Source organism: Microbulbifer sp. MKSA007, assembly GCA_032615215.1.
Taxonomy (GTDB): domain Bacteria; phylum Pseudomonadota; class Gammaproteobacteria; order Pseudomonadales; family Cellvibrionaceae; genus Microbulbifer.
This window is the reverse complement of the sequence record CP128433.1, coordinates 1,591,543-1,615,101: the sequence shown is the minus strand read 5'-3', so window position 1 is coordinate 1,615,101 and position 23,559 is coordinate 1,591,543. Positions and strand designations below refer to the sequence as shown.

The window sequence follows — 23,559 nt, the reverse complement described above, 5'->3', positions numbered from 1 at the left end:
TTTTCCCAATATTACCCGTTAGAGCAGCTCGCCCTGCTGGACAAAGTTGGCGCCCTCAAGGGTGAGCAAACGCGCTTTCAAAGACAGGCCGCCGGCGTAGCCGGTAAGGCTGCCATTGGCTCCGATTACACGGTGGCAGGGAATAACGATGGCAATCGGATTCGCACCATTGGCCCGCGCCACCGCGCGAATAGCCCGTGGCTGGCCCAGCCACTGGGCTTGCTGGCTGTAACTGCGGGTTTCGCCAAAGGGAATTTGCAACAGCGCATCCCAAACCCGGCGCTGAAATTCAGTACCCTTTGGCGCCAGAGGCAGATCGAAGCTTTTGCGCTGGCCGGCGATATATTCCCGCAACTGCTGAGCGGCCAAATCTGTCAGTTCCGAGGCGCCCCGCTGCCAACCGGCCCCCAAACGCAATGGTCGTTCATCGTCATAAAACTGGAGTGCAACTATACCTCGCGAGAGACCCTCTCCCGCCTGTTCGCAGGCCGCGATGGCAACATCACCCAATTCCGTGGTGTAACTCTCATAGACAATCATTTTTTCTCTCCAGATTTCAGGGACTGCCACAACAAAATGGCTCCATATGCCCGCCAGGGCCGCCACTGCTCTGCCCGCTCCAGGGCCTGCTTGGGTTTTGCCTTTTCACCATCACTGCCCAGGGCTTGCAGAATACCCAAATCCGACGCGGGGAAAGCGTCCGGCATCGACAGGCCGCGCATAGCAATATAATGCGCCGTCCAATCGCCAATACCCGGCAGTGCCGTGGCTTGACTGCACCAATCCTCCAGGGACTGATCGGCAAAACTCACTCGGCCATCCAAAGTTGCGGCGACAAACTCCTGTAGGGTTTTCACCCGAGCCCGGGTCAAGCCCAGATCGGCAAAGTCCGCCTCAGCGAGACGCTCCGCCGTTGGGAATAAAAACCGCTCTCTGCCTGCATCATCCACAAACGACTCCCCATAGCGGGCCACTATACGTCCGGCAATAGTGGTCGCCGCCGCGACACTGATCTGCTGACCGAGAATCGCCCGCAGTGCATATTCGAATGGGTCCCAGGCACCGGGCAAGCGCAGGCCCGGATTCTTCGCCAACTGATCCGCCAGCAGTGGATCTTCGTTTAATACCGTCTGGATCTCTTCAATATCCGCATCCAGGTCAAACAGCCGGCGTAGGCGCTGGTTCAGTAGATATAACCCTGCCCCACCTTCCTGACCAAAAACTTCCACCACCAGGCGATTGCGCTCCGGATCGTGGGAAACCTCCATCACGCCACGACAAGCATCCAGTTCGAAACTGCGTGAATAGACCTCCCCCTCCACCTGCTCTACCCCGGCCAAAGCGCGAGTTCCCAAGAAAGCCAGGAGTTGTTGCCAATCTAATGGCGGGCGGTAATCCAGGTACAACCGCACCCGTGTGGCGCTCGCCGTCTCGGCGCGCACTGCGTGTCCCTCCCTGCGAACCTCGGATGGGGTGCGCTGATAGATCTGTTTGAATACGCCGTTAAAGCGTCTCAAGCTGTTAAAACCAGACTCGTAAGCGATTTCAGCAATAGGCAGGTCCGTATCCCGCAGTAAACGAAAAGCAAATAGTGCCCGCTCAGTTTGCCAAACCGCTAAGGGGCTTACCCCCAGATGCTCAGAGAACAGACGACGTAAGTAGCGGCTGCTGACCCCGAGCCGCTCTGCCAGTCGCTCTACAGATTGAGGCTCGCGCTCACTGCGCATCAGTTTTAAAGCGCGCTGCACGGTGGTCGACACCAATCCCCAAGCTGGACTGCCCGGCGCAGAATCGGGGCGACAGCGCAGACAGGGCCTAAAGCCCGCATTGGCCGCCTCCGCCGCAGTCTCAAAATAAGTAACATTGCGCTCAAGCGGTGGCCGAGCGGGACAGATCGGGCGGCAGAAAATGCCGGTTGTTTTCACTGCGGTATAGAACCGCCCATCAAAGCGCCGGTCTCGGGCCAATCGCGCACTGGAGCAAACTGCTGCATCAATCTTCATAAGTCTCTCTCGTTTCTGACTAACAGTGTATGGATTGGACGGTATCGGAACTAGTCAAAAACGGAACTGACCATTTTGGGCTGTAGACTTATAAGTCAGGCAGCCGCGGCCTGAAAGAGTGAAGCCTATTAGATGCTCTTGAATACCTTACGTAAAAAGCCACTCGGCCGATAAGTCTCAACTAAAGATTATTCTTTAAGTAAATTGATAAAACGGAGGCTTTTGACCATTCCAGGGAGGTATTCATAAGTAGATTAAACAACCCTAGAATAGCCCTACTCCCCATCAGGAACGCTAATTGATACAAACCCTGAAACGTAAATGCTCAAGGAAATCTATAACCCAAGGCAATCGCAACGGAGCCACTCATTCTATGCGCACCTTGAAGGCTACAAGTAGTAAGCGCAACTCGCCGCAAATGGACCTAATTCTTTGCAAGCCCCGTAATGCGACAGCTATCGCCTTCAAGACACACCCTTCGACGTTTGTAGAGTTATTAGCAACTTGCACCACGACGTTGTAACGGTCCAGACATTTCCGTCGAACCGCGTCTTGATTGTGAAATGCCCGGTTAGCCAGAAATATCATGGAATTATTCAGCAGCACTCTAGGTTTTGAAATACCCAGGCCATAGCTGTTGCTCAATTCCAGCCCTATCTGCACTAACGGTCGCTAACAATTAATGGGTATACATAGGTATTTTTGATCATCTTGACTGTTATTTTTGAAGGATAGCTTTATCAGGAAAAAACTTAATGAAATACAATGAGTTACAAAACTAGTCTTTTTTGGGGATAGTAGTCAAAGTGATCATTTTTACATTTGGTACGATTAACATAAAAGCAAGTAATCTTTTGATTTGAATAACATTTTTTAGCCGAGGCGTAAGATTGATTCCAGGATAGTAATCAGGATAATAGTGATCATAATGATTACTATATAGCTGTTGTACAAACCCGCTGCGCGGGAGTGGTGCCACTTTTAAATTATAAGAGGCATTTTAGAAAATGCATAACCGGGTATTGCAAAATATATTTTCTGCGTACAGTGGTTATTTATCTAAAACTGCGCAACCACTAAAAAATTTAAAGGCTATCTCCTCGATACAAGAATGCCGTACAAAATCGATGGGAAGCAGTTATTATCGTTGTAAGCACAACCATGTCACTGAACAGCATCATTCTTGTAGGCATAGAAGTTGCCCCCTCTGCTCAGGCAGAAAACAGCTCCAGTGGGTTGATCAGCAGCGTCGTAAATTATTTGATACAGAACATTTTCATGTGGTCTTTACTATACCTCATGAGTATCTGCCGTTATGGCAATACAACGAAGAGAAGCTTACAGATATACTCTTTTTGTCGAGTAAAGAAACCCTGTTTGAATTAATGGCGAGTAAAGACTATCACGGAGTAACTCCCGGGATGCTTATGGCTCTGCATACTTGGGGAAGACAGTTAACTTTACATCCCCATATACACTGTTTGATAACTGCTGGCGGCTTGACTTTAAGGGAAAAATGGAAAGAAACAGGTGAATATTTATTGCCTGTGCGAGTGGTTAAGAGTCTTTATAGGGGAAAATTTCAAGCGCTTTTATTAGAACAGTATCGTGCCGGGTTACTCAAGCTTCCTCCCAGTTGGTCAATTGGCCAGTTTGATATCCTCTTTAAAGCTTGCTATCGCAAGGAATGGTCGGTTCGTATTCAAGAACGGTATGAGCATGGTCAAGGCGTTCTGCTGTATTTTTCACGCTACATCAAAGGTGGCCCGCTTAAGCCAAAGCAGATATTAAACGTGGATCATAAGGGGCTGGATTTTCGTTATTTTGATCACCGTGACCAGCGACGTAAGCAACTTCGGTTAAAGCCTCAGGAGTTCTTAAGACGTGTCTTGCAGCACATACCTCCAATAGGAAAACACATGGTACGGAGTTATGGATTATATGCTGGGTGCAATAAGAAAAAGCACGATCTATGTAGTAATCAAGTGGGTTTAATGAAAGATCAACGACTCCCAGCTGGATTGCAAATCCAAGATCTGATGGTAGAGTGTGGGCAGTGCCATGAATCTACAAAGTTGACTGGCCGAGTGTGGTCTAAGGCGAAAAAAGGAATTTCCTTTATAAAGGGGGCGGCTCGGCAAGATAGTGCCGGCGGGAATGTACAACATGGCGATGAACCAGACACTGCAGGAATGGGCCTCTTTAGTTCGGCCTAAATTCAATGCCAGGTCATTTTTTTTACCGCCTGCAGTGCAGGTTATCTAAGCGTTATGCGAAAATTTAAATATGGATGTATCTAAGTATTACGACAAGGCTAAGGAAGTTGGAGAGCTTGCAAAAACTCAGGCCCCATCCATTCTAACTGCTCTTGATTACAGCCCTGACGATGATCACCCATCATCGTGGGTGCCAAAAGTGCAGAAGTCTTTGCTTGATTTTTACAAGGAGTTTCCGGGGTCTGAAGTAGCCAACAAAGCCTTAAACCTATATATACAAGGTGCAATACTGGAAGATCGGGCCGAACGTAACATGGCCGTAAAAGTAGGGTTTGGGTGTTTAATCCTAGGTGTAGTCATCGGATGGTTTGTATGGGCTTAGCAGCGTATAACAAGGTTGAGCACAATCGCCCTTCGGGCTGGACCTCCGTAAGCGTCACACCTTTTGCAAAAACACGCAAAAGCTGTGCCACTTACTCCGGCCTGTGTCAACGGCGTTAAATGTCTTATGAAAGAAAGGATTATCTACGCAAGCCTATACCTTATAAATTCCCTATATCCATTAGGCGCAGGGTATGTGCTAATTTTCACAGCAAGGCCTGAGTGCATTACATTGTCAGACTATATAAAGTCATTCATGCAAGAGCCGCAGTCTGTTTATATATTTCAGGGCTTGGTAGGCTCGTTTATTTTAAACTTAGTTGCCTTTGGTGCAATCTTAAAAACACCAATGGCGCACCAAAATTTTAAATATGTATTGGCATATTTATGGTCACTGGTAATATTGGGCTCACTTTACTGGGGCGACTTAGTGTTTTTGTATGTTTTGGCGGCAGGTTTAATCTCATATGAATATTACAAAAAAATTTATCGCGCCAACATTTAACAAGTTTAGGCAGCGAACCAAAAAGCCTATGGCTTTTTGGTTCGCTGCTAAAAGCGTTATAAGGCAAAGAAATGAATCGAGTCTTGACAATAATTTTTCTCTCTTTGTTTAGTGCCCCAGTTTATGCGCATGACTTTACCTGGGTACTGTATGGTGAGGGCTTTGCGATCGCTAGCTGCCTAGTTTCTGTCTATCTTATTGGCAAAGGGAGCCGGGTGCGGTGGTCCGTCCTTCTTCTATTAGTCTGGGCTATCGTGTTTGGCTCTTTCTATGTCACTGAAAGCCTAATTTTGTTTTGTGCGCTCAATGTTATCCTCATAGTTGGCCAGCCAATAATGGCAAGGATCTATCAGGCAAAGCATCGTGCGTAATTCGCCCAATAACAAACACAGGCAGTATGCGCCGGCCCCTGTCGTGGCCTCTGCGGGACGGCCAACGCTACGCTCTGGCCGCCCCTGCTGTGGGCGTTCAGGCTGTAGAAAAACTCTTAAAAGGTAGCTTTTTTGTTAAAATGGAGGTCTTGATGTCGAGATTATCCATATGCCCAATTTCAAACGTTACGATTACAACCAAGATGCAATGGTAATCATCAATTTCGAAGAGCAACTACAACCTGAAACCTTTGAGTTTACACTTCATCATCTGATTGATGACCATATCGACCTCTCTGTCTTCCATAAAAAATATCAAAATGATAGCGGCGGGCGAACCGCTTATGATCCAGCTATCCTCCTGAAAATCATATTGTTTGCTTACTCAAAAGGCATTACCTCAAGCCGTGAAATTCAATGGCAATGTGAGAACAATATCCTCTTCAAAGCACTGTCATGCGATACCGTTCCACATTTTACTAGTATTGCGAGTTTCGTAAGCAGTTATCCTGATGCGATTGAGTCGGTGTTTGAGCAAGTGTTACTGGTCTGCGATCAGCAGGGGCTGCTTGGCAACGAACTTTTCGCAATAGATGGATGCAAGATGCCATCCAATGCCAGCAAAGAACATTCGGGAACTTTTAAAGAACTAGAACAGAAGCAGGAAAAAATTCTCAAGAAGATCAAATATTGTCTCAAAGAGCACAAGAGGCTTGATGGCAGGAAGCCTAATGAAAAAGAGCGAAAACAAGCGGTAGCTTAAGCGGCGGATACTCTTCAGAAACACTTTGATAAAATTGATCAGTTCTTAAAGAATCACTCCCCCAGGATGGGACAAGGTAAAAACCCTAAAGAAGTAAAAAGTAATATCACAGACAATGAGTCAGCCAAGATGACTACCAGCAAGGGAACCATCCAGGGCTATAACGGCGTTGCCGCAGTTGATAGGAAGCATCAGATAGTTGTTGAAGCACAGGCCTTTGGTGAGGGGCAAGAACATCATACATTGAAGCCTATTCTCGATGGCATCAGTTGCCATTATCAGCATATAGGAATAGATGAAGACATCTTGGCCAAACAGGTCATCATTACTGCTGATACTGGGTTCTCCAACGACGCTAACTACAGCTACCTGCGAGAGAGCGGCATCAATGCCTATATACCTGACAATAAATTCCGTTCACGTGATAAAGCTTTTACAAAGCAAAAAACCAAGTATGGCAAGCGCAATCAAAAAGGTAGGGCTAATGTCCAGAAGACTATCCCAGCTAGTGAATTTACATTCAACAAGAAAAAGAAAACCTGTATCTGTCCTGCAGGAAAAGCGATGCTCTTGTTAAAAGAAGAGCATGTCAGTGAAGGTAAGAAAAAACTACTGTTCGAAGGGCGCCTCACTGACTGCAGGGAATGCAGCCTTAAAAATCAGTGTATGCGAAACCCGGAATCTGCCAGCTCTCGAAAAGGACATGGAAGGCAAGTATCCCTAACTTGGACAAACGGACGGACAGCCACTGACTGGATGAAAAAGCGGGTTGATAGTATCGAAGGCAAGACCATTTATGGACATCGAATGTCTGTTGTCGAGCCAGTGTTCGGGAACATTGGTACCAACAAGCGATTGAATCGCTTCTCGCTACGAGGAAAAAGTAAGGTTCAGGGACAATGGCAGATGTTCTGCTTGGTACATAATATAGAAAAGTTGATGAGATATGGTAGTATCCATTGATTGAGTATAAATTAGGGGCATCAAGGCGCCTAAATTTAATACAATGAAAGAAATTTAGTGGTATCGCTAAATTTAGACCGAAATTTTTGTTTGGAGGAACCTGAGGAATGACAGCTTTTTCTAAAACTGTTTTTCTACAGCCTCGTTATGTTTCTCCAAGTACGAAATTAAAGAGTAGTTAGTTGTGAGTTTTTCGATAATGTTTAGTATCAGTCCCATTCCTGAGAATGATGAAGAGGCTTGGGATGAATTTGATGATCGAGAAGAAGCAAACGAAGATTCTGAAATGCCTCCTCACCCAAAGATGGTAGAGTTAATCAAAAAGCTCACAGAAAAATATCCTTGTGTAACAAAAGTGCCTGAATCTGAAATTGATAATGTTATTTGGGCCGATGGTCCTTTAGAAAATAATATTATCGGAGATTTAGCAATTCTTGCAGTAGCGTTTTCTAAAATTGAAGAGTCCTTCGATCACGTAGTAGAAACGGCTAAAAGCCTAGGTATAGTTTGTTATGATCCACAAGAAGAAGTTATATATCGTCCGTAAACATAACAAGTGACTATGGTTGCTCGTCAAGTTATTAAGCCATACTTTCATCCCAGTAGGTGTTATTTTTCACCATCGTATTCAGTATCGTAATCTGCTTTCTCATGCAGGCAATCAGAGCGACCTTTTTAGGTTTGCCAGCGTCGACTAATCGCTTGTACATCGGCTTTAGTTTGGGATGATGCTGTATGGCCGACATGATGGAAACAAACAAAACCGTTCGTACACGATGCCTTCCACCCCGAATATATCTCTTTCCCTGGAAGCTGCCGCTATCACGGTTCATCGGGGCGATACCGACAAGTGCAGCGATTTCTTTACGGTTCAATTTTCCTAGCTCGGGAAGTTCACTCATCAGCGTATAAGCCAATACATTTCCGACTCCTTTAGCGCTTAACAATAGGTCTCGCCTTTGCCGCCACTCAGGCACACTGTTAACCAGTTTATCTAGTTGTTTGTCGATACTTTGTAACTCTTTCTTGATGGTGTTTAGAATGGTCCGTATAGGTTTGTGTACTGATTTCGGCATTCTCTGAAGCCGATTCTTTTGCATTGTACTCATTTCTAAACACTGACTTCGTACTACCAGTAAGTCACTGATATTCCTGAGTTTTTCTGGCTTTAGCACCGACAGCCCTGGCTTCATGGCCTCACCAAAATGTGCAATATCCATTGCATCTAGCTTGTCAGTTTTGGCGAGGCGCCCTGCGGATTTAGCGAAGCTTCTTATCTGTGAAGGGTTGCAAACAACAACAGGTAATCCTGCTTTGTCGGCGGCGCAAACAAACTCTAATTCGAGTCTTCCTGTAGACTCTATTAATACTCTTTGAGGTTTAAGAGGTTGTAGTTGTTTAATGGCATCCTTAATGCCGTTTTTATCATTGGCAACACTAAAAAACTGGCCAGTAGGTCTCACATAAATATCGAGTTGTTTACTGCTGGTATCGATACCGACATTGATCTCTTTAGGTTCCATAAGATAAGCTATCTCCGCCTTGCTATTCGGGCTCGAGGCCCACATGACTATTCGAGTTATGCCTAGTGAGTGTCTGTCACGTTCCTACTTGTTAACGGTCTTTATAAACCGGCGCAGCAACGAACTGTGACAAACAAGGCCTTCGGTGGCCGCCGAAGGTGGGTCTCAATTTACCCGTTAGCGAAAAGGATTTTCAACATCAGAATCAGGCAAGAACAACCATACAAGCCGCAGCAATCGCTCGGGTTGGTCACTGGGACAGCCAAAACGCTGCTCTTATTTGTCTGCCCCTGTGCGGGGCGTTAAATGCTTATGCAATACGAATCTGGAGAAGAAGTAAAATTGGGTGATATCGTTGAATACGATGTGGGCCCAAACGAATTCATATCTGCAAATGTTGTAATGCTCGGAGAAGACTATTCTCACAGCGAACTAGAAGAAGGATTTTTGCAATGGGTTACAACAGACAACGTTTTAGAAAAAGATAATGTCGTTGTAGAAGTAGAGCATGAAAAAGACAGCTACATGTTTACAACGTTGTGTTGCTTCAAGCTGAAAAGACGAGCAGATGCCTAATCATGCATTTAACCAGGCTAGGCACCGGACTACGCACTGCGTGCTTCGCTCGGTGCTAGCGGCGTTATAAGGAATAAGTAGTGCTAGAGAAGATAAAGGCATTATTTAGTAAAAAGGCTTTTGAATGGTATGAACCAGAAGATCCAACTCCAAGAGAGCAGTGCCCTTACTGTGATTACATTTCACTACCTGAGCGAGGCAACTATTTAATTTGTCCAGTGTGCTTTTGGGAGGACGATGGGCAAGATATTGATGAGCTGGATGTTGGTTCAGGTCCAAATCATGGCATTACGCTAAGAGAAGGACGAAAAAATTTTAAAGATCATGGTGCATGCGAAATTGAAATGGTTAAGCATGTTGTCTCAGTTGAGCAAAGAGAGCAGTTTAAGTATGTGCCTAGAAACTTATAACCAGTGCCCGCACAGGAAATCGCTGACGCTCTTCCTGTGGGGCAGGCGTTATGTTTCTGGAGAGAGAAGTGGGTAGTAGGCGTAAGCGAGAGGAGTTTGATGAACTATTATCTAGGGTTCTCTTATTTCTATTAGGCTCGGCTTTATTCACTGTAGTAGCTGGAGTTTTATATCGAGAGGGATCTGATAGTGGACCAGCAGTTGCCTTTGGTTTTGCACTTATGACCATCGCATCGCCACTTATCTTCGTAAGTATTTTTGGTAGTAAAATTCGTGCCCAGAAGTGGGCAAATAATACGGGCAACCATGAAATTTTGATCTTATTTTTCCTCATGGCCTGGGCTATAAGCTACCTGCTCAAGAAGGCCTTGAGGAAAACATAACAAGTTGCTGAAATTCGTTCCGGGTGCAAAAGAACGCCCCCTCCACCGGACAGCCTGCACTGCGTTTCGGCTGCCGTTTAGCAAAGCGCTATGTGTAAATAGAAATTATGAGCAAAAAAGTAAAAATCACGCTCACGGAAGATGAAGCATGGGTTCTGTTTGAGCTGACTCGTAGGTTTAGTGATTCAGACAAACTTATGATTGAGGACCAGGCAGAAGAAAGAGCGTTATGGAACTTGTGTTGCGTATTTGAGAAAACATTGCATCAAGATTCTGATCTTGAGTATCGAGACTTCATTCGACAATGCAGGAATAAACTCAGAGATGAACCTTAAAATACACATAACAAGAGCCGGCACGATCAAAAATGCTGTGCATTTTTTGGACCTCCGGTCCGTGCGGCTAGGCATTATAACTCAGGATAGAAATGAGCACCTTACAAAAAGTCTGCGATAAGCTATTAAATAATGCTGATTTAACTTTATCAGTTGACGGTTTGAGCGGCGTAGTAAAATTGGAGTTTTATCCAGCAGCATTCGATGGTGTTATTACGTTATATTGCGCTGATTATTCAAGACTAAACTATAGAAAGTCAGCAGGTGACGAAGATGCAATATTCGTGGGTGAAGTAAACATTACCATAAAAGAAGATATTGCCAGCGTAGCAAAGCTATATAAAGAAGACGGATGGCAATCTTACAGCCAAGAGTTGCTCAATCCGGTAGCTCACATAGAGGTTGAAGGCGGAGCTATGTTTAGCATCGTGTGTGAAAAGCTTAGCTGGCAAGAAAGCAATAGTGGAATTCAAATTGTACTGTAGAACAGTTATAACAAGCAAAGGCCGCCGACGTAAAAATACGCCGCTGATTTAAGCATTATATATGAAGATTGAGCGATTAGATAGTAAGTCAAAATTGGTTGGATATACTGCACTTGCACTTTCGGTGTTTGCTCTTGCATCAGGATACTTCCTTTATAGCGATTTTCCTCAGGGAGAAAGAATTTTTACCCAGGTTGGCTTGCTTGAAAGAATTAAAACTAGATATGTTGGGAAAGGTGATTATCTACACACCATCATCATTGAAGACCAAGAATTCAAGTATTCAAACTCCTCTAAAGACATATTTGACAACCTTCAAGTTGGGGATGAGCTAGAACTGGAATACTACACATCAAAGATCGATAAAGACCAATACATAGTTGGAGCTTACTACGATAACAGGCGACTGATTTCTGGTATTGAGGAAAAAGAGAAACTAATTTTGAGATTAATTTTGCCTTTTTCTATTAGTTTAGGTCTCTTTTGGTTCGGTATATTTGAGCTTCGTGGAGTGCGGCATGCATAACGAATACAAGCATATCCACAAATAGGACACCCATGAATCATGTGGGAGGGGGAAATCAGCGGAATAAAAAGCCATGCTCAACAGAGGGGCATCGAAGAACAATTGTGCGGAGTATTTAGTCTATTTTGGGCATGCAGGCCTTTCAGCACATGGAGCGAACGGGTATCGATCGGCGGGATTAAAAATGGTTCATTTTAGTTTAGATGAGGGGTAAGAGAGAAACTTCTGGCAATCAAGCACACCTTGAGCCCAGCGTTTATTCAATAAGTTACACGCTTGCCGTACTGCTTCAACCGACCCTACTAAACCTTTAAATCGGCTTTCAAAATTTCGGTTGAGGTAAAGCCAGTGCTCAGACGAAATACCCAGGCGTTCAAGTATAGGAGGGGTATTTTCAGCGATAATACCGCGCTTTCTGGGATCTAGATGCCAACCACTTCAATCCACCAACTCCAAATAGAGGCCCATCTGAAAAGGTCAACCTTATGGCATGTTTAAGCGCTCATCTCCCACAAACGGCAGTAAACTTCCGGGTTGCTCGGCGGTGATTGCAGAGCGAATACGCAGTTGAATAGAGGTGTAATCAGAGTATTCAGGCGTTTTGGCAAAATTAGCGCGGATAGGGTTTAGGTCTACATAGGCCATGCAAGCGGCGAGGGCTTTTTCATCCAGTAAAGCCTGCGATTTAAATCGCCCCGCCCAAAAACGGCCTGTACACTTGTCTTCAGCATTGGCTTGCCGAGCGATAGACTCGTTGAAACAGCGCGTAAACCAACCGATATCTATTAAACGCTCACGCCATATAGCGGTGACTTCTTTTAGTTTTTCCAGCTCACAGTGATCGAGGGTATCGCCTTTGAGATAGTGCAGAGCCAGAAAGGGAGCCCGAAACAGCTTCTCCGAACGGGTAATTGCCTCTGCAAGTTGCTTTAAGTATTCGCGAAATAGAAATACCAATGTATTTTGAGAGCTCTGAAGTTGATTGGCGAAATTTGCGGAGCTTGGCAACCAATTGACAATGATAGATTTCATATATTTGCAAATGAGCGGGCAGATACACAAAAAAGTTTACATTACCTATTTCCGGATAAGAATAACTTTAGAGCACTACTTTACCATTGCACAATGATAAAGTAGCGCTTTACACTCAAGAAATGCAATTTAAACCTGTCCGTTATTTCTATTGGTTTAACTTATACGCAGAACATCGCTGCTACATCTGCTACTTCTTCTGCTTCACTTACTACACCTACTACATCATCGACTATCCCCCCACCGTCTCCTCCATCTTCAAATATCTCATCTTTATTTCGGTTAGCTCGCTTTGTATTTATACCTCGAGGGAGTGTCCGAAATGTCAACTGATCCACATCCGGAAGTACTTCAGCGCCATCCAGAATATCTTGATTGTCATTGGGTCTGGGCCTCCAGGCTTCGTACCAATATTGCCCGCCCTCATCTCTTTCAATAGAGACAACTGAGTCTGAATCAAACCCCTCCCCCTCCCGCTTCAAATAAGCAAATATTTGGTCTGGTGAATTCGCGTACCCAAAAGCTTCAATATTTGGAGGAGCGTCAATATTGCCATCATTTGGAGGAGCACCAATATTGCCATGATCAGGAACAATACCATCCAATCCCTCTACTTCTGGCGGCTGCTCACCTTGAGGAATATTCTCACGCGCCATGCGTGACCAGACACTCCACGCGCCATATCCGAAGATTGCCGCACCGACGGCCGAGCCCACACCGATACCAATCTTTGCTGCGGTTGAAAGATGCCCAGAAGGATCTTGCTTCATGACAGGGTTCCCATCGGCATAGGTGTAAGGATTCATAACCAAGAAGCTATCTCGACTCACAAACCTCATCCGTTGCGCCGCGTAGTACCGGGCCCTCAGATAGAGCAAGCTCGATTCTGAGTCGACATATTCTCCACAATAAGCAAATGGATTGTCAGTGATGCTACCGCTCTGGGATGACCTACAGTTGCCATATACGTCGTAGACATACTCGCTACTGATAGAACCTGAGGTATCGAAAGTCATAAGAACATTTTGTCTATCGAGTAGATAAGACTGGAGCTCAGATGACGAGTCTTTCTTCAGCACACGAGCGAGTCGCGACGATGCTGATATTATGTAGCTAGCCTCTGAATCCCCCTGAACTTCATTGATGATATTGGCATTGCTAGCGTTGTCGTAATAATAGTGAATGATTTCCTCATCACCGGTTTGCTTGGTTGCACGCAGGCCATTGGGATAATAGGTGTAGGTCGTATTCTCGCCGTCACTTGAGGTGAATTGTGTGAGTTGATTCAATGCATTGTATTGGTAACTATTGCCATTTTCATCTTTAATCAGATTGTTGTTTTCATCGTAGTTCAAAGCCTGATCTTGAGCGCCAGCCACGCTGATGGAATTTAGCCGGTTATCAGCATCGTAGGTGTAATTTGTCTCCGCACTTTCAGTAGAGGGCAGTGAGCGGGTGCAAGTTTTGATATTGGCTAGCGCATCATAGCTATAAGATACGGTTTCGAGAGGGTTGCCTTGTAGGTCTACAGATGATTCCCCGATGACTTGTCCAACACCATCATATACGAATGAAACATCGCGGTTGAGTGTACTTGAGCCCCCAGGGTGTCGGTAGCTAATGGCGGTTACGAATGAGGTCGTTGCATCGTAGCTGTAGGTGAGGGTAATAGGCTCATCTTCACCCGTACTGGTAGCGATGATTTGTTGGGGGCGCCCATAACCGTTATAGGTGTAAGCGAGCTTGACCCCATTTGAATAGCTCACCGAGGCTATTTTTCCCACATTAGCTTTATCGATATCCTGAGTGATATAGGTGATTCCCACAGAAACAGAGCCATCGTCCCGAGCGATTTTAGCGAGCCGGCCATAACTGTCGTAGGAATAGCTACACTGATGCCCGAGCGCATCAATGGATGAAGTCAGAAGGCCCGTATTGACATCGTAGTTCCACGAAACTGTTTTCCCGTCTGGATAACTTATTGAAGAAATATTGCCATCAAGCGTGTAGGTGTAGCTGAGCAGTGCATCGCTTTCCCCATTCACGAAGCGCTCGATGGAAGTGCGCTGCCCGACACCATCGTATTCATAATGAATTTCAATGCTCGAGCCATTCTCGGTGTACGAATGAGAAGAGACTCGCTTGTTTAGATCATAGGTGCTGTTTACCTGTGATCCACTAAACTGGGTGATCTGAGTCCTATTTCCTACCGCATCATAAGTAAATTCTCGAGTTTGTTCCGTCAGTGTGGCTTCTTGTGTGAATTCCCCGAGTTCATTGTAACTACGATTTGACGACGCTTCTGTCTGAGACGTACCTTCAAGTGTACAAGTGCTCTGAAGCATATTCCCATTTAGATCTCGCGAGGCCACTAGTGTGCGCTTGAGATTTGCACCACCGAGACAATACTGGGTGGGGCTTTGGAGGATATTGTAGGATCTCGCTAGAGAAAACTGTTGAGGGGTCTGCTGATCCCCAATACTGGTCTGTACATTGAGTTGAAAAGCGTTCCACAAGCGTGTAGCGCAGGCGTACTGATTAGCATTGTGTCTATCGAACTTTTTAGCCGAAGCGACAAGTCTTTGTTTATATTCTTTTTTAGCTCTTTTCTTGAATTTACTAAGAAGTGGGCCGCCAGACTTCTCAGGACCGTAAGTCACTTCAGTTGATTTCAGCGAATTAAAAGAGCTTGCTTTCGTGCAAGCTACCGAATCATATTCGTATCCCGATATATTGCCAAGGGCATCAGTCTTAGAGGCTAATTGGCTGCGTGCGTTATAGGCGTATGTGACTTTTGAAGCTTCGCCTAGAACACCCAATTGTACGCTGAGACGCCCAAGCTGATCATAAGTATTCGTCGTTAAGGTTCGCTCTGCCCCACCCTTCACAGGATAATCACTTTGCTGGATAAGTTGCCCAAACCCGTTGTAGTAGTACTTCTGTTCGTAACCGTTGGCATCGAGCTTTCGCATTATGTTACTGGTAAGATCGTAGCTCCATGTTGTGGTGTTACCCATAGGGTCAGTGCGTATTACGGTTGCTTCAGCGAGGTCATAGTTATACGTAGTGATCGCACCCACGGCGTTGCTAGTTGAGGTTGGGAAACCAGTACATAAATCGTAAACCTCATTAGAGGTGTTGCCAAAGAAATCGGTTGTGGCATGCGTCAATGTGTGTGCGGTAGAGTCAAGAATATTTTCGAAGATCGTGTTGGTTTTCGCAATTCCAGAATGATCTGGTGCTGCTGAACCCCAGGTACGCGTGGAGGAACTGGGACGGCCAGCAGTGTCATACTCAACAGAGGTCACGAGTAGTGGATTAAGTAGGCCATTCACTTCAGTCCCGCGGGTGGATGTGAGGATGTGCTTCTTATCATCTGAAAGTTTATTGTCCGTTCTTATAATCTCTGGTGTTTGACTAAGTACTCCTCTGGGTTTGTAATCGTATACCTTAACGGAAGTGGGCATACCAAAACTGATATCGTATTCAACCTCTCCCTTTTTGACGAGCTGTAATTCACCCTCTATCTGTTCGTACTCTTCGATAGAGGCAATTTGACCATTGTCTGTGTAGCTGCGAATAATTTTAGCGGGTCTGGTGTCTTCTTGCTCGTTGTAGAAGGTGCTTAGCTTTTCTGCAATCAGTTGATAATTTGGATCGAGCTGGTTGTAGGGGAAGTCGCCGTCCGTTTCACCAACATAAGTGTACGCTATTTCTTGGATGCGTTCGCTTCCATCTGCTGTGAAGGTGGTCGACTTTAGAAGAAGGTGCAGATTGTTGTACTGATTAACGACCAACGTTTTGTTATTGTTGATCGTGGTGTAATACCTGTAATTATTGTCATTACTTTGAAATAAAGTATCTGATGCTGTAGATGCGACCTCATACGTAGGGTTCCCAAGATAATTATGGCCATCTGGACCACTTTGCTCAGGGTGATAATTATAGGTTGTGTTACGGGTTTCTTCTTCATAGGTGTTGATCACCTTGCTTACGACATCTTGTTGCTCTTGTTGTCCAGAACTATCTTTGTAGTAGATTGTACTGTAGTCAAACGTCGAGCTGACTTTATTGGGATAGTTGACGTTCGAGAGGAGCTTGCTATTTATAAGGCCTCCGTTGTAAATAAAGTGCGTGGTCAAGCCCATAGGGTCAATGTAGGAAACCAGCGCGCCCTCAAGCAGCTGGTAAGAATAGGTGATCGGGTTAGGGTTGGCATCGGATTTTGGGTAAATCACGTCGATGGAGTCACTACTGAGTGAAATCGATAGGTTTTGTCCGTATGCATCAGTAACACTGATAAGCTTCGCCTGTGTAATGGAAGCATCGCTTGAATCATAGGTAAAAAGCAGATGGTTTCCATTTTTGTCGTCCCAACAGATCAATTTCCCCTGGGCATCGAAATACTGATGATGGCCGTCTAAAAAGGTCAGTAGGTATGCATAAAGGGTACTTGGGACATAGGGCAAATTAGGGTACTGCCCTGGACTATACTGCGTCATTTCAAGATTTTTCTGGTAGTAATACTGCAAGCCAGAAGGACTTTCCAGACTCAAAACATAGGTTTGGCTACCGTTGAGAGTCAAGATCCCATCATTAATGTAACTTAACGAATAGGACCATCCTATAGGTAGACCAAACAATTGTTCATAGGAACCTACGGTCTCCTGCGCGTATGTGATCCCGAGATTCACTTCCATCGAGAGAATCCCTTTTAGAGGTGGCGATGGAATCGTAACGCTGAGTAAACCAGTACGGGGATTGACTTGGGTAAGAAAATTCTTCGCATAATTTTTGGCGACAGAGGATGAGTTAGAGCCAGTGGAGGTGCTAGCGATATTGGTGGTACTAGAAAAGTTTGCCATCTGGTCGAAGTTTGACACGTGCTCACCTTATATAAATATAAAAGCTACGCAAACAGATTAACTGTGTCTTGTTATCTCCACACGCCTTATCCTACAACCTGACAGCTGCTCACATCGACTTTAGAGCTACGCTCTTATGGCGCGCGAGCACAGGCTGGCTAATTGTTTGCATTGGTGTAAAAAGAGATGACGTCTATGAGCCATCAATGAATTCCGAAAATATAATAATACTGTTTATGCACCTTCACGGTACCAAACAACGAGGTGTGCTGAGTGACTCTTGGCGTCGATCATAGACAGTCGTGAGTAGTATGCCTGTACGGAATTAAGGGTTTCATTCAGAAAATTGACGGCATTTTGATACATTGTGCTATATCCGTCTGAATCGTTGAAGGTTTTGTAATTCCAAGTCTGTGACAATGTGTCAACTGAGCCAGCGGGTGCCGCGTCGTCTGTGTAAATAATGACACTCCGGCAATTGCCGCCATGTTCGTTTGAACTTGCGATTTTTACCGAATCGCGGCCATTCTGGCTTAAGCTATTAAGGCTATTTTGTACTTGCCCCCACAAAGTATCGCTGTCTGACTCACCATCTGCGTAGGATTTATAGATGTAAGTGTTTGTAGCCATGTTAGTTCCCATTAATGTTTATGATATATACAGCCACAGGCTTGCCCATTTTTTAACAAAAAGCCCTCTTAATACGGCAGAAAGTTTTTTTAAGATAAAAGGCAATTTAAGTGCCAAATACTAAAGCCCTCCCGATCAGTTTTTGCTTTATAGATACTGACAGAAACTTAAAAATAATTGGCGCTTGAACAAACCTGTTAATTAAAAATACTACAGAAAAAAATATTTAAACCATAGGCGGCCAATGAAAGAGCTTGGCTCTTCACTTCAAAACTTTTCTGAAATCGCCCATGGAGAATCTAGTAAACACTATTCTAAATTCAATGTCGATAGTCATGAAAACGCAAAGAAAATCTGCAGCCATTTAATTACAGCTCATAGCACTTAGATTTGAATTTTTCAGCCAAGATTGACACTTAAGTATTACCCCTCCCACAAGGTAAATGCCTTAAGGCGTTTATCCTTGGACGCTAACGCTCTACAAAATATTTATTGAATTTCAAAGAGTTTTAAAAAAGAAATGATCCACAACCACCAGGAATAAGCGCCTCAAGACCACCTCCACAAAACAGATAGATTGTAGTTTTTTCTATAACCAAGTTATTCAAAGATATTTTTACTTAATAGTTGAATTTTTGTTAAATAGAGATATACGGCCGGAGATAAGTATCTAGAGGCGTATATTAAATCTGCAATGGCGCCATAATGCCATCCACATTCCGCCAATCTGATATTCTTCGCAAATACAAAGGGAATTTATATTCCTTACAATCCTGGAAATCACTTGGGAACATATGTTCAGAAAATTCGCACAAACATGCATTTAGCTAAGTTAGAATTCCAATTCCCCCGTCCGTCAAAAATGCCATAACGAATTGCTACAATTGACATCCTACACTCCATTTGTATTGTGCTAGAAAACATTAGTACAATGCAAGCTCCATTCAGGCCGCAACTGAGCAACGCGTTAGTGCTATCAAAAGTCGAAAAAGTTGCATTAGGAGGTAATGTAGCTCATGATCTTGTATCGTGAGAAAAAAACGGCAAAACCTCGATTATCACTATTTCTCCTGCATATAATCATAAAGAATGAAAATCCTTTAAATTTTCTAATATTCAAGAACGATATGAGCAGGATTTAACTGATGGAGAAGACTTGCTTGAATATCCATTGCCTATTATTGGCTTTGATTACAAAAGACTGCCGAGAAGTAATTGGAGTTTTTGCCTAAATGCAGCAGATATTGAATGGGGATTTTTTTCTGATTGACCGGAAAATGCATAGCAAAGCACTCTTGTTCGGCACTACCGTGGCTGGAGCCGCTGATACGCATCCGCTTCACAGCAGTCACGAAGCTTGGCGTTATAAGCCATGATAAGAAAGTGCCCACAATATGGAAAGCAAGCGGTAAAAGTCAGAATGCTGTCTTTTTCAAACCGCATGCACTGTGAAAAGCGCTTCTTTCAGTACGAGTACACTTCGTTGTCAAAATGGGTACTCGCATTTATAGGCGCCACTATTCCAATGCTGGCTATTATATTGGGTTTGGCCAGTAAGAGTTGGGTTGTGTTCGGTATAGTACTTATCATAGTCCCGTTTCTGAGCGAGTTACTGTTTGCAAAGTACTGTGCTTTAAAGCCTGTAGGTGTACGAGCGTTAAGGGCAAAGTTACGTGGTAAAAGATGATAACAAGTTTCTCAATTTCGTTCCGACCACGAAAAGCTCGGCCTCCACAGGATAGCCTGCGCGTTACTTCGGCTGCTCATTAGCAAAGCGTTGGACATATTTGATGATTCACAATATATTTAAAGTAATGTTGCTGGCTATCCTCTTAACAGAGATCTCCACTGCTACAGCTACTTCGATCGGTTTTTGCACGCCTCATGTGGAGTATTTAGGAGAGCGAAATATTGAAGGCAGCTTTGTAATCGCTCTCACTATTGCGAAGAATGGCACATTGATTGATACTAAACCAGAGGACATTAATCCTGAAGAATTACGCGCTTATGCAGAATGCTTGGCAAAGCATTCAAATTTTTACCTATCTACATGGCTGCCAAATCCAAGTGAAGGACTGCATAGAATTCCAATTTTATTTAAAGTAGAGGCGTAACTTTTTCTGATCCGTTTAGAGTGCATCAGCCTAGCAAGCACAAGCAGTTATGTGCTGGTCGTCCCTGTTGTAGCCGTCATTTATCATAAATCAATAAAAGAGAATATATTTTGATAAAGCTCTCTATAAGTATTGATGTTTCTAACATTAAACAAGCTGAGGATTTTTATATTAAAGCTCTTGGTTGTAAAAAGCTAAGGGATCAAGCTGGGATGTCAGTAATTTCAGTAGAGAACTGTGATATTTATCTACAAGAGAAAGAGGCTCGATCAGCAGCAGCCCCCACCGAGACAGCTGAGCGAAATTATTCTCGTCATTGGACCCCCGTTCATATTGACTTTCTAACTGAAAACGTAGATGAAATAGTTAAGCGAATTGTTAAACTAGGCGGAAAGCATGAAGGAGGAGAAAGAGGTGACTGGGGTACTATTGCATATTGCTCAGATCCTTTTGGTAATGGGTTTTGTGTAATTAATGAGTAAAATACATACCAAGCACATTAGTCGATCAATGCTGACCGGGCCTATTGGACGTATATTCTTGTAGACGGAAATGTTGCTACGAGAGGTTGCATTCTAGAACTAGATTTAGATAAAAATTGGTTCAAATATTCTAAGGAAACAAAGAATTCCCCTCAAGACAACCCCTTTAAAAAAGGAGATCCACAGAGAGGTAAGTGGTATCTTGAAACCTATGAAGGAACTTATAAGGAGATATGGGTGGCCCCTAAAAAGTCTCTAATTCTCTCGCGTGAAGAATCCCGTGCTATTGAGTCTGGTATTAAACCCGAATCTTTTATATTTTTGAATGATACCGATCCGAGAACATATTTCGAGAATGAAATCCAAGCTGTATCGACAAGAGTTCCACCGAAAAAGTAGCCATGAAAGTAAGGCCGATCAGTATATTCCAGGCTTGCAGCCTTACGCAGGACGACCAACACTCCAGCTGCTCCTGTTGTGGTCATTATGCTCTGTTCAGCTCTCTAACATCAGTAAATAATAAAAAGGAATCAACGAATGATTGAAAGTACCCAAATAATTCAGCCTGTAATTGCCTTGATAGCTTGGTCAATGGTTATGTGGTTGTGGATGTACGCAACACGATTGCCTGCAGTGAAGAAAGCTAAATTAAAGCTTGATCCGAATGCTCCTCGCGGAGAGCAAATGTCAACCCTACCTCCCCATGTTCGTTGGAAAGCTGATAATTATAATCATCTCATGGAGCAACCAACTATTTTCTATGCTTTGGCAATATCACTTGCAGTCCTTGGCGCAGGAGATGGCATAAATTTTATTCTGGCATGGACCTATGTCGCTATTCGAGTAATTCATAGTATTGTGCAAGCAACTTTCAACAAAATTGAAATCAGGTTTTTAATATTTGCTCTATCAAACATTCCATTAATAGCCTTAACAGTGAGCGCTTTGCGAACCACATTTATGCAATAAAACCAGTAGGTATCACAAAACGTCGGCGTTCGGCAGCAAACTGCTAGGGACGCCTACGGAGCCCCACAACTTCGCGTTAACACAATATATGAAAGAACATATACCTTATGAAGAAAGATGTGGAAGAAAGCCGGATTTTGTAGTCAGGTACAAGATAGACTTATCTGAAGAGAATAAAAATGCCAAGCCGGGTCAAGGAATGAGAGTGGATTTTCTATATGACGGGGATGATCCGCAAGTTGAAGGTATACACATGATCTGGCCAGAGATTCTTGATGAAGATGGCAGAGTCATAAGAGATACTACTCCAGGTAATATTCCTAATGAAGGCTTTGCCAATATGTGGATATTAATTGAAGAGCGCCGTGAGTATCACCATAAAAGGCTTAAGATTGGTACAAAAGGGACTTGGTGGCGCGGTGGTCGCATTGCTAATGTCACGGTAGTTCAGATCAATGCTGTTAAATAGTACTTACAAATTGTGGCACAATCGCCCACAAAGGATACAGACTGGACTCGCTGCACGTCGTTCCACTAGCCTATCGTATAAGGCGTTAATAGTTATGAAAACTATCGCAGCATTTATTTTGTTTGCTCTATCCTCTAGTGCCTTATCATATCAGACATTTTCAACAGCGGTCAGATCTCTATTAGAATCAGGGAGTACAGATAGCTTTGTTCACGTCGGAAACAGAACACAGTCAGAATTCAATAAGCGGCAAAGCATTAGCTCGTTATGCACCCTCAACATTCTCGAAGGTGATGCCAAACAACCAATAGGTGATGGTAGCGCTACCAATCATGCTCTCATTACCTGCCCTGGCTTTAAAGCTCTCGGCATTCGTTTAAAACCTGAAGAGTCTGGCAAATACCATATATTGGGTTACTGGTCCCAGTGAGCTTTTAACAAGTTGCTGCATCCCACCACCTATACTCCGTTCGCTTTGTGCTGTACGCTACGCTAGCACAAAGCGGCTCCATTCCAGCGGCACTTGTGCAAGGCGTTATAGGTAAGGAAGAATTGTGGATGTAACTACACTGAGAGAAAAGCAGGAAGAGTTTTTTCAGTCAGGTAAAATCAACAAGGCTGAATACAATGAGCTCTCATCGATTCACCAGAGGATATCTGAAATGTCATCGAAGGCTGAAATTAGCCCAGAGGAAGCTGACAAGATAGGTGAACTATTGCAATCTAGCTCAAACATTCTATTAAAAGATGCTATCGAAACAGATACCACCTTTACTCAAAAGTTAACAAAACGAAGTAATCAAAGATTCAAACAATTTATCACTATATTACTTATATCCACATTTATTATGTATATCAATTATAATTATTAAAGGGCTTTAAACACATAATAAGTTAAGGGAAAGGACTTGCAAGCCTGTCACCTAATTTTATTTGCGATTAGGTGCCAACTTCATCAGCCCATGTTCACAGCATTATGCGCCATTAAACATAGAGTATTAATTGAAAAATGAGTAAAGATCAACCAAATAATCCGCTACACGGTATTACTCTTGAGAAAGTTGTTACACGTTTGCAGGAGCATTATGGCTGGGATGGTTTGGCAGATAGGATCAATATCAATTGCTTTAAGAGCGACCCATCAATTAAGTCTTCGCTCAAGTTTTTACGCAAAACCCAGTGGGCACGAGATAAAGTCGAGGATCTGTATATCTCAACTTTTGAAAATAACTCTCCGTGGGCTAATCGTAAATAAGCACTATTTGGTCACTACATAGATGTCGCTGTGACAAGGCAGGGACAGGCGCATAAATCGGGTAGCCGGTAGTTTTAGCTACCAGCTCCCACGCTACCCATCGTGCCAATCCGCAATAGCGGCTAGCTGGTCCTATTTATGAATCAGCGGCCACGCTGACAGCTTCACGGCAGCAAGTTAAACAGATCTCCCCAGATAAGAACGTAAACTTTCACTAAACAACTGCATTACTTACCCTACCCGTTAGATCACGCAGCTTCGGTGTCCTTGGCCGCCTCCCCTCCAGGCTAAGCCTTATATGAT

The 23,559-nt window shown here is 44.0% G+C and carries 24 protein-coding genes; 18 read left to right on the top strand and 6 right to left on the bottom strand.

The genetic code is table 11. The features are described from left to right. Nucleotides 1-18: 18 nt before the first annotated feature. Together QT397_09885 and QT397_09880 are read right to left on the bottom strand one after the other, a co-directional pair. On the bottom strand, nt 19-540 hold the full coding sequence (locus QT397_09885; GenBank protein ID WNZ57630.1) for a methylated-DNA--[protein]-cysteine S-methyltransferase: 522 nt from the start codon (nt 538-540) through the stop codon (nt 19-21). Continuing rightward, nucleotides 537-2,003 carry an AlkA N-terminal domain-containing protein gene (locus tag QT397_09880; protein WNZ57629.1) on the bottom strand — a complete coding sequence of 489 codons (1,467 nt, stop codon included), beginning with the start codon at nt 2,001-2,003 and terminating at the stop codon, nt 537-539. Before QT397_09880 ends, QT397_09885 begins: the two co-directional genes overlap by 4 nt. Nucleotides 2,004-3,010: 1,007 nt before the next feature. Between QT397_09880 and QT397_09875 the strand changes: the two genes are divergently transcribed. From QT397_09875 to QT397_09850, 6 genes are all read left to right on the top strand, one after another. Further along, complete coding sequence (locus tag QT397_09875) at nt 3,011-4,219, top strand: transposase (GenBank protein ID WNZ57628.1); 1,209 nt, start codon at nt 3,011-3,013, stop codon at nt 4,217-4,219. Nucleotides 4,220-4,289: 70 nt separating this feature from the next. Continuing rightward, on the top strand, nt 4,290-4,601 hold the full coding sequence (locus tag QT397_09870; protein WNZ57627.1) for a hypothetical protein: 312 nt from the start codon (nt 4,290-4,292) through the stop codon (nt 4,599-4,601). Nucleotides 4,602-4,664: 63 nt separating this feature from the next. After that, nucleotides 4,665-5,105, top strand: a complete 441-nt coding sequence (locus QT397_09865; protein ID WNZ57626.1) for a hypothetical protein — start codon at nt 4,665-4,667, stop codon at nt 5,103-5,105. A gap of 540 nt (nt 5,106-5,645) precedes the next feature. Continuing rightward, nucleotides 5,646-6,239 carry a transposase gene (locus QT397_09860; protein ID WNZ57625.1) on the top strand — a complete coding sequence of 198 codons (594 nt, stop codon included), beginning with the start codon at nt 5,646-5,648 and terminating at the stop codon, nt 6,237-6,239. 129 nt (nt 6,240-6,368) lie between these two features. Next, the gene (locus QT397_09855) at nt 6,369-7,202 is read left to right on the top strand and encodes a transposase (protein WNZ57624.1); all 834 of its coding nucleotides are present in this window, start codon (nt 6,369-6,371) and stop codon (nt 7,200-7,202) included. 184 nt (nt 7,203-7,386) lie between these two features. After that, the gene (locus QT397_09850; GenBank protein ID WNZ57623.1) at nt 7,387-7,749 is read left to right on the top strand and encodes a hypothetical protein; all 363 of its coding nucleotides are present in this window, start codon (nt 7,387-7,389) and stop codon (nt 7,747-7,749) included. A 34-nt stretch (nt 7,750-7,783) separates the two neighbouring features. Here QT397_09850 and QT397_09845 read toward each other — a convergent pair whose 3' ends face one another. Continuing rightward, nucleotides 7,784-8,725: an IS110 family transposase gene (locus QT397_09845; protein ID WNZ57622.1), complete on the bottom strand. Its 942-nt coding sequence runs from the start codon at nt 8,723-8,725 to the stop codon at nt 7,784-7,786. A gap of 312 nt (nt 8,726-9,037) precedes the next feature. On the opposite strand from QT397_09845, the gene QT397_09840 reads away from it, so the two are divergent. From QT397_09840 to QT397_09820, 5 genes are all read left to right on the top strand, one after another. Next, nucleotides 9,038-9,301, top strand: coding sequence for a hypothetical protein (locus QT397_09840; GenBank protein WNZ57621.1), 264 nt, complete (start codon nt 9,038-9,040; stop codon nt 9,299-9,301). Between the two features lie 80 nt (nt 9,302-9,381). Further along, entirely contained in the window at nt 9,382-9,711 is a 330-nt protein-coding gene (locus QT397_09835; GenBank protein WNZ57620.1) for a CPCC family cysteine-rich protein, read from the top strand. 68 nt (nt 9,712-9,779) lie between these two features. Continuing rightward, nucleotides 9,780-10,094 (top strand): hypothetical protein, encoded by a 315-nt coding sequence (locus tag QT397_09830; protein ID WNZ57619.1) that lies wholly within the window; start codon nt 9,780-9,782, stop codon nt 10,092-10,094. Nucleotides 10,095-10,521: 427 nt separating this feature from the next. Next, nucleotides 10,522-10,914: a hypothetical protein gene (locus QT397_09825; protein WNZ57618.1), complete on the top strand. Its 393-nt coding sequence runs from the start codon at nt 10,522-10,524 to the stop codon at nt 10,912-10,914. Between the two features lie 61 nt (nt 10,915-10,975). Beyond that, nucleotides 10,976-11,440 carry a hypothetical protein gene (locus tag QT397_09820; GenBank protein WNZ57617.1) on the top strand — a complete coding sequence of 155 codons (465 nt, stop codon included), beginning with the start codon at nt 10,976-10,978 and terminating at the stop codon, nt 11,438-11,440. A gap of 483 nt (nt 11,441-11,923) precedes the next feature. Here QT397_09820 and QT397_09815 read toward each other — a convergent pair whose 3' ends face one another. The 3 genes from QT397_09815 to QT397_09805 all read right to left on the bottom strand — a co-directional run bounded on the left by QT397_09815 (nt 11,924) and on the right by QT397_09805 (nt 17,967). Continuing rightward, nucleotides 11,924-12,472, bottom strand: a complete 549-nt coding sequence (locus QT397_09815; protein WNZ57616.1) for a hypothetical protein — start codon at nt 12,470-12,472, stop codon at nt 11,924-11,926. A 161-nt stretch (nt 12,473-12,633) separates the two neighbouring features. Then, nucleotides 12,634-17,355: an RHS repeat-associated core domain-containing protein gene (locus QT397_09810; protein ID WNZ57615.1), complete on the bottom strand. Its 4,722-nt coding sequence runs from the start codon at nt 17,353-17,355 to the stop codon at nt 12,634-12,636. A gap of 216 nt (nt 17,356-17,571) precedes the next feature. After that, nucleotides 17,572-17,967 carry a hypothetical protein gene (locus QT397_09805; GenBank protein WNZ57614.1) on the bottom strand — a complete coding sequence of 132 codons (396 nt, stop codon included), beginning with the start codon at nt 17,965-17,967 and terminating at the stop codon, nt 17,572-17,574. Between the two features lie 1,790 nt (nt 17,968-19,757). Here QT397_09805 and QT397_09800 point away from each other — a divergent pair. The 7 genes from QT397_09800 (at nt 19,758) to QT397_09770 (ending at nt 23,256) form a co-directional block, all read left to right on the top strand. Continuing rightward, nucleotides 19,758-20,081, top strand: a complete 324-nt coding sequence (locus QT397_09800) for a hypothetical protein (protein ID WNZ57613.1) — start codon at nt 19,758-19,760, stop codon at nt 20,079-20,081. Between the two features lie 110 nt (nt 20,082-20,191). Beyond that, entirely contained in the window at nt 20,192-20,563 is a 372-nt protein-coding gene (locus QT397_09795; GenBank protein WNZ57612.1) for a VOC family protein, read from the top strand. Nucleotides 20,564-21,100: 537 nt separating this feature from the next. Further along, entirely contained in the window at nt 21,101-21,532 is a 432-nt protein-coding gene (locus QT397_09790) for an MAPEG family protein (GenBank protein WNZ57611.1), read from the top strand. A gap of 88 nt (nt 21,533-21,620) precedes the next feature. Next, the gene (locus tag QT397_09785) at nt 21,621-22,001 is read left to right on the top strand and encodes a hypothetical protein (GenBank protein ID WNZ57610.1); all 381 of its coding nucleotides are present in this window, start codon (nt 21,621-21,623) and stop codon (nt 21,999-22,001) included. A 94-nt stretch (nt 22,002-22,095) separates the two neighbouring features. Further along, nucleotides 22,096-22,431, top strand: coding sequence for a hypothetical protein (locus tag QT397_09780; GenBank protein ID WNZ57609.1), 336 nt, complete (start codon nt 22,096-22,098; stop codon nt 22,429-22,431). 124 nt (nt 22,432-22,555) lie between these two features. Beyond that, a complete protein-coding gene (locus QT397_09775; GenBank protein WNZ57608.1) occupies nt 22,556-22,873 on the top strand; it encodes a hypothetical protein in 318 nt (105 codons plus the stop codon). 137 nt (nt 22,874-23,010) lie between these two features. Continuing rightward, complete coding sequence (locus tag QT397_09770; protein WNZ57607.1) at nt 23,011-23,256, top strand: VF530 family protein; 246 nt, start codon at nt 23,011-23,013, stop codon at nt 23,254-23,256. Nucleotides 23,257-23,559: the final 303 nt, after the last annotated feature.

Coding starts and splice junctions, on each gene's coding strand:
- QT397_09885 (WNZ57630.1), bottom strand. CDS start 540: ATGATTGTCTATGAGAGTTACACCACGGAATTGGGTGATGTTGCCATC.
- QT397_09880 (WNZ57629.1), bottom strand. CDS start 2,003: ATGAAGATTGATGCAGCAGTTTGCTCCAGTGCGCGATTGGCCCGAGAC.
- QT397_09875 (WNZ57628.1), top strand. CDS start 3,011: ATGCATAACCGGGTATTGCAAAATATATTTTCTGCGTACAGTGGTTAT.
- QT397_09870 (WNZ57627.1), top strand. CDS start 4,290: ATGGATGTATCTAAGTATTACGACAAGGCTAAGGAAGTTGGAGAGCTT.
- QT397_09860 (WNZ57625.1), top strand. CDS start 5,646: ATGCCCAATTTCAAACGTTACGATTACAACCAAGATGCAATGGTAATC.
- QT397_09855 (WNZ57624.1), top strand. CDS start 6,369: ATGACTACCAGCAAGGGAACCATCCAGGGCTATAACGGCGTTGCCGCA.
- QT397_09845 (WNZ57622.1), bottom strand. CDS start 8,725: ATGGAACCTAAAGAGATCAATGTCGGTATCGATACCAGCAGTAAACAA.
- QT397_09840 (WNZ57621.1), top strand. CDS start 9,038: ATGCAATACGAATCTGGAGAAGAAGTAAAATTGGGTGATATCGTTGAA.
- QT397_09825 (WNZ57618.1), top strand. CDS start 10,522: ATGAGCACCTTACAAAAAGTCTGCGATAAGCTATTAAATAATGCTGAT.
- QT397_09820 (WNZ57617.1), top strand. CDS start 10,976: ATGAAGATTGAGCGATTAGATAGTAAGTCAAAATTGGTTGGATATACT.
- QT397_09815 (WNZ57616.1), bottom strand. CDS start 12,472: ATGAAATCTATCATTGTCAATTGGTTGCCAAGCTCCGCAAATTTCGCC.
- QT397_09805 (WNZ57614.1), bottom strand. CDS start 17,967: ATGGCTACAAACACTTACATCTATAAATCCTACGCAGATGGTGAGTCA.
- QT397_09800 (WNZ57613.1), top strand. CDS start 19,758: ATGATTCACAATATATTTAAAGTAATGTTGCTGGCTATCCTCTTAACA.
- QT397_09790 (WNZ57611.1), top strand. CDS start 21,101: ATGATTGAAAGTACCCAAATAATTCAGCCTGTAATTGCCTTGATAGCT.
- QT397_09785 (WNZ57610.1), top strand. CDS start 21,621: ATGAAAGAACATATACCTTATGAAGAAAGATGTGGAAGAAAGCCGGAT.
- QT397_09780 (WNZ57609.1), top strand. CDS start 22,096: ATGAAAACTATCGCAGCATTTATTTTGTTTGCTCTATCCTCTAGTGCC.
- QT397_09770 (WNZ57607.1), top strand. CDS start 23,011: ATGAGTAAAGATCAACCAAATAATCCGCTACACGGTATTACTCTTGAG.